The 4,506-nt window shown below is 31.1% G+C and carries 3 protein-coding genes and 4 pseudogenes; 3 read left to right on the forward strand and 4 right to left on the reverse strand.

Annotated elements, in window-relative coordinates:
* The first annotated feature begins 136 nt into the window (after nucleotides 1–136).
* Nucleotides 137–382, forward strand: a complete 246-nt coding sequence (locus HMPREF0819_RS03925; RefSeq protein WP_004232589.1) for a type B 50S ribosomal protein L31 — start codon at nucleotides 137–139, stop codon at nucleotides 380–382.
* A 101-nt stretch (nucleotides 383–483) separates the two neighbouring features.
* On the opposite strand, the pseudogene HMPREF0819_RS03930 reads toward HMPREF0819_RS03925, so the two are convergent.
* Nucleotides 484–831, reverse strand: a pseudogene (locus HMPREF0819_RS03930) (tyrosine-type recombinase/integrase); the annotation flags it as partial.
* Here HMPREF0819_RS03930 and mobV point away from each other — a divergent pair.
* Both mobV and HMPREF0819_RS08940 read left to right on the forward strand, forming a co-directional pair.
* Nucleotides 791–2,049 (forward strand): annotated as a pseudogene (mobV, locus tag HMPREF0819_RS03935) (MobV family relaxase). The pseudogenes HMPREF0819_RS03930 and mobV sit on opposite strands and share 41 nt — an antisense overlap.
* A 172-nt stretch (nucleotides 2,050–2,221) precedes the next feature.
* Nucleotides 2,222–2,763: pseudogene (locus tag HMPREF0819_RS08940) on the forward strand (hypothetical protein).
* Between the two features lie 302 nt (nucleotides 2,764–3,065).
* Here the strand turns inward: HMPREF0819_RS08940 and HMPREF0819_RS03945 are convergent.
* The 3 genes and pseudogenes from HMPREF0819_RS03945 to HMPREF0819_RS08710 all read right to left on the reverse strand — a co-directional run.
* Entirely contained in the window at nucleotides 3,066–3,395 is a 330-nt protein-coding gene (locus tag HMPREF0819_RS03945; RefSeq protein ID WP_004232612.1) for a type II toxin-antitoxin system mRNA interferase toxin, RelE/StbE family, read from the reverse strand.
* Nucleotides 3,385–3,675, reverse strand: coding sequence for a type II toxin-antitoxin system RelB/ParD family antitoxin (gene relB, locus HMPREF0819_RS03950; RefSeq protein WP_004232613.1), 291 nt, complete (start codon nucleotides 3,673–3,675; stop codon nucleotides 3,385–3,387). The genes HMPREF0819_RS03945 and relB overlap by 11 nt, the downstream gene beginning before the upstream one ends.
* Before the next feature lie 298 nt (nucleotides 3,676–3,973).
* Nucleotides 3,974–4,506, reverse strand: a pseudogene (locus HMPREF0819_RS08710) (IS3 family transposase); the annotation flags it as partial.

Here is a 4,506-nt window from a genome sequence, read left to right on the forward strand (position 1 = left end):
CCTTTATAACAATTACATTTCAATTCAATTATTTTGCACAAAAGTCTTGTCAAAAATTGGTTTATTTGATAAACTAAAGAAGTTAAAATAACTATGGTGCGGAAAAGCGCCATGGCAGAAAGGAAATCTTTTAACAATGAAACAAAATATCCACCCAGAATACCGTCCAGTAGTATTCATGGACACAACTACTGGTTACAAATTCCTTAGCGGTTCTACAAAAACTTCTGACGAAACTGTAGAATTTGAAGGCGCTACTTACCCACTTGTACGTGTGGAAATCTCATCAGATTCTCACCCATTCTACACTGGTCGCCAAAAATTCACTCAAGCAGATGGTCGTGTGGATCGCTTCAACAAAAAATACGGTTTCACAAAATAATAAACCGCATTTATCAATTATTGTTGATTTCAAGCCTTTTTCGAGAAGTCGAAATTGGCTTTTTTTATTTTTAGTACCGTTTTTGGTACCGTCTTGAAAAATTAGTCAGCCGAATTTTTGAGATATTCAGCAAACTTTTTGATTGTTCTTTCTCCTCCAGCTTTGGTTACATGACTATAAGTATCTAGTGTCATTTGACTACTTGCATGTCCTAACCGTCTAGCAGCATTTACTGGATCTATACCAATCTCAATCATCAATGTTGCATGAGTATATCTAAAACCATGTTGCGATATTTTCTTTAGATTATGTTTATTAATAATATTTAGGTTATAATTTATATAATCTTGATACAATGGTTGTATTTTTCCGTCTCTATCAACAAACGCAAACATGTAATCATTATCAATAAATGGGGTAACTGAAAGTTGCCCTTTTTCTTTTTCACTACGTATAAGTGGTATTTATAATCATAATGAACGTGTTTTTAAAAATCACTCTAACAAAGATATCGACCCAAGTCGTTCTCACCTTAACTATGAACTAACCAATCGTGACAGAACTCAAACTTACCATAAACAAATAAAGGAGCATATTAATGAAAATCGCATATCTAGTCGTGGAATTCGTAAAGATGCTGTACTATGTAACGAATGGGTTATTACATCAGATAAAATGTTTTTTGAGTCGCTAGACCAGGAACAAACTAAAAAATTCTTTGAAAGTGCTAAAAACTACTTTGCTGAAAAATATGGAGAAGCTAACATTGCCTATGCTAGTGTACATCTTGATGAAAGCACACCACACATGCATTTGGGAATTGTACCAATGAAAGATGGTAAATTAAGCTCCAAAGCACTTTTTGGAAACCGAGAAAAATTAAGAAAAATTCAAGATGAACTCCCCAAATACCTTAATAAACAGGGGTACCATTTGCAAAGTGGTGAGGCAGATAGTAAGAAAAAGCATCTAAAAACGGAAGAATTTAAAGAAAAAACAAAAAATACTAAAAATGTCTGAAAAAGCCATTGATAAGAAAAACAGCGAAATCGACAACGCTAAAAATCAATTAAACAACCTCCAAAATGATATCAATAATAAAAAACAAGCCCTTTCAGAACTTGAAAACAAAGAATGGGAAACTGTGGGAACCATTGAAAAATACAAAAAAGAAATCAAGGAACTTTCAGATTTAAAAATAGACTTAACCGAACTTGATAATTTTAACATTGATAATCTGCAAAAAAATAATCTAATCAAACGAACATTTGATGGTAAGTTAAAAATAGATAAAGTGACATTTGAAAAAACCTTATCAAACTGCAAAGAAAAATATGTTAGGCAACTCTAGATTAAAACAGAAATTAAATAAACTCCAGTCAGAAAACAATCAACTATCAAGAAATTTATTGTCTTATCGTCATACAAACGACGAGAATTTAATATTAAAACAGGAAAATAAGCAGTTAAAAGACAAAATTAAAAATCTAGATAGTCAAATAACGTTATTAAACAAAAAGATGACTATTTGGAAAGAGAAGGCAAAAGAATTTATGCCAAAGCCAGTTTTTCAAAACACACTTTATCTTGTCAACAGCTTAAGCCCAATAGGATTAGCCAAGACAGTTATTAGACAAGTTAAGAATCTTGTCAATAAAAATAGCTAGTATCACTTTTATGCCGTGAAAGCTACTTGATAGCAAGCTATGCGATTTAGACTAAATTTGACGAGTTGTCAGACTGAAGAGCTGACAACCGACAAATTAGATAAAAATATCATAGGTTACTTGCTGTCAAGTAGATAATGGAATAAATTTTAAAAAGTAAGGAGCAAAGAAAATGACAAATAGAAAAGCCTTTTATTACTTTCATCACGACTTATCAAAAAGGATAGAGGAGGAATTGAGCCAATATACACAGGAAAAAATCTCTTATTTTTATTATGGTGTACTTTTATTCACACAGATTATGATAATTACGCTGATATTGAACCCGGTGTTCAGGAGGATGTCAGTAAGGCTGTTAGGGAAACAAAAGAATTTAAAGATTTTTATGAAAGTGAATTACAACTTAGTTGCATAAAACAGGAACTAAAAAATTATAATATCCATTTTGCTTACGCTACTGATAAAGAATTAGATAGATATAATGCACAATTTGGATATGAAACATCTGAAGAACATAAAGGAAAAATGCTAATTGGAATTACACCTACGGACGAAGAAAACTATGTCAGAGGTTATTTGAAATTCATTGAAGATATTTCAAATGATGACACCCGTTTTGGAATATATCACAGACTCATTAAATCTGAAAAGACCATGCTTCCAATTGAGCAAATTAATTATATAAAAAAATTGACTAAAAAGAATTTAAAATGATATATTGACAATGAGCTAAGACTGAGTTTGAGTTGGTAACAACTCATTCAAAGTTTACTCTTCATGAATACTAGGTAGAGGTGCTGCCTCCTGACTCTGTTCAGGCAAATCCCCGATTGGGTTCTTAGCTTTTTAAGTTAGGAGAAGGTTGGGTGACTGGTAACAGCTTACTCAAAGGTATCATCTTCTGATACAGGTATGGTACTGCCTTGAGGTTTATCCTCTAAAGAACCCGAACTAATTTTGCTCCTAACTAAAATCACCTTAAAAGCCTTAGTGTTACTACTAAGGCTTTTAGATTGCTATTTAAATAATTTCACATAATCACTTCGAGTTGAGACAATATGGGTAATGATAACTTCTTTTTTTTCATCATTAACAAAATATAAAGCTATATAATCTTTCTCAATTGTTAAACCTCGAGTTTTATGACGTTTATCTAAAGTTTTTCCAAATCTTTCATCAGCATCAAATCCTACTTCAGGAAAAATCTCTAAAGCGCTTATTTTTTGCATAATATTATCGACTACTTTTTTTGCTGATGTTTCTGACTTGAAATTATTAATTATGCACTCTTTTATTTCTACCAATGTTTCCAAAGCACCAGTATAGTAAATTATTTTATAATCCAAGACGTTTTCTCACCTCTTCAGCTGAATAAGTATTTACTCCAGCTTCATAATCATCAATACTTTGCTTAATTTCTGTTTGAAGTTGTCTAAATAACATCTCTTTTTCCAGCTCTTCTTCGCTCAATAAATCAATTTCATTAGTAACGACAACATTTTGTAAAAATAATCTTAAAGCATGTGACAATGTCAAATTTTTTTTATTTAAAATTTCTTTAGCTTCACTTACTAATTCTTTATTAGCTTGAAAAGTGACAGCTCTATTTTTTTCTGCAACTACCATTTTATGTAACTCCTTTATGTATTTTACTTAATTATCTCATTTGTATAAAAAAAGTCAATAAAAAATGTTCAACATAATTGAGTGAAATTTCATTGTTTTATAAGCTCCGAAACTTAATATTTTTGGTACCCTACACGTTTATAAATACATAATATATATAAATTTTTAAAATTAAAATCCGTTAAAGCCTTATTTTAAAAGGTATTTGCTAATATCATATATAATATTTAGAAAATACAGTTTCACAAAATAATAAACCGCATTTTACTACAAAAAACCAACTCTGTTGGACAAATAATTATTGAAAGGATTTAGTTCTGTATTGCACAGGGCTAAGTCCTTTTAGTTTGACTTTAATCCGTTTGTTATTGTAATAGTCAATGTAAGTAATAATAGCTTGTTTTAGCTCATCGAGTGACTTAAATGTCTTTTCAAAACCGTAAAACATCTCAGATTTTAAGATGCTAAAGAAAGACTCTATCATCCCATTATCTGGGCTATTCTCTTTCCTAGACATGGACGGACGAATTCCTTTTTGATTGAGAAAGTCATGATAAAACAGGTGTTGGTATTGCTACCCTTGGTCACTATGAAGAATCGTATCATCATAATGGTCATCTGGAAAAGCTTGTGTTAACATCGTTTGATTTGTTCCAAATTAGGCGAAGTTGATAACTGATAAGCGATGATTTCACTGTTATAGCCATCTAAAACTGGTGATAAGTATAATTTTTGAGAGCTGGATGGCATGGCAAATTCTGTGACATCTGTATAACATTTTTCGTAAGGCTTTGAAGCTTCAAATTGACGCTGGATGAGATTATCAGTTTT

Source organism: Streptococcus equinus ATCC 9812 (assembly GCF_000187265.1).
Lineage (GTDB): Bacteria > Bacillota > Bacilli > Lactobacillales > Streptococcaceae > Streptococcus > Streptococcus equinus.